Annotated in this window: 1 protein-coding gene; it reads right to left on the bottom strand. The window is 63.5% G+C overall.

All coding sequences use genetic code 11. The features are described from left to right. Positions 1-15: 15 nt before the first annotated feature. A protein-coding gene (locus tag ACS5Q0_RS27485) for an IS630 family transposase (protein WP_473129790.1) occupies positions 16-962 on the bottom strand; the annotation gives its coding sequence in 2 pieces (ribosomal slippage) (positions 16-623 and positions 623-962; 948 coding nt in all). Between the last annotated feature and the right edge of the window lie 77 nt (positions 963-1039).

Raw genomic sequence — 1039 nt, 5'->3', positions numbered from 1 at the left:
TAGAGCAGATTCGACTTAGACGGGCTCATACCCGCAGTTCCTGATGTAGTTCTGGCACTCATTCGGCTCGAAGGCGTCCAGCAGTTCTCCGATGGTGGTCCAGAGCGCCTCCTTGGTACGTGCGCCCGCCTTGCGCAGGAGCGCCTTGAGCTTGGCGAACAGCTGCTCAATTGGGTTGAGATCGGGGCTATACGGGGGCAGGTACAGCAGGCTGGCCCCGACCGCTCGGATGGCCTCCTCGACGCCGGTCACTTTGTGAGCCGCCAGATTGTCGAGTACGACCACATCGCCAGGCGAGAGGGCTGGTGCCAGCATCTGCTTAACATAGGCCTTGAAGATCTCGCCCCGCATGGGCCCGTCCACGACGAGCGGAGCGATGATGCCGCTTTCCCGCAGACCCGCCACAAAGGTGGTGGTGAGCCAGTGCCCGTGCGGCACCGCATCGACCACCCGCTGCCCGCGCGGCGCTCTGCCATAACGCCGGGTCATGTTGGTGGCAGTTCCGGTCTCGTCGAGAAACACGAAGCAGCTGGCATCCATGAAGCGCTGCCACACCCGAAAGCGGCGGCGCTCCTGAACTACGTCCGGCCGGTCCTGCTCGGCTGCCCGGAGTGTCTTTTTTTGTGCGTCAGGCTCATACGCTTGAGCATCAGATGAATGGTCGAGAGCGCCTGCACCACGATTCCACGGGTTTGTAGTTCGGCTTGGATCTCGGCCAGCGTGATGCCGGACTTGCCCTCTACCAGGGAGCGGAGCAGATCCTGATGCGGCTCAAGCACCGGACGGCGATGGCCCCCGATACGCTCTGGGGTGACAGAGCCGGTCTCGCGCAGCCGCCGCATCAGCTTCACAGCGGCCGAGGGACTGACCTCATAACGAGCGGCAGCCTGGCGGATCGAACTGCCCTTCTCAACCGCCCGCACGATGCGCCGGCGCAGGTCCTGGGACAACGGTGTGGTCATGGCGAGCCTCTGTGCTCACGCCCCTGACCACCATCGAGTCAGACTTCCCGATTCCGTTCAACCCCAAACCGCTCTAG

The organism is Microvirga sp. HS2, from assembly GCF_055792805.1.
The sequence above is the reverse complement of the archived record's forward strand: the minus strand, read 5'-3'. Positions and strand labels throughout refer to the sequence as shown.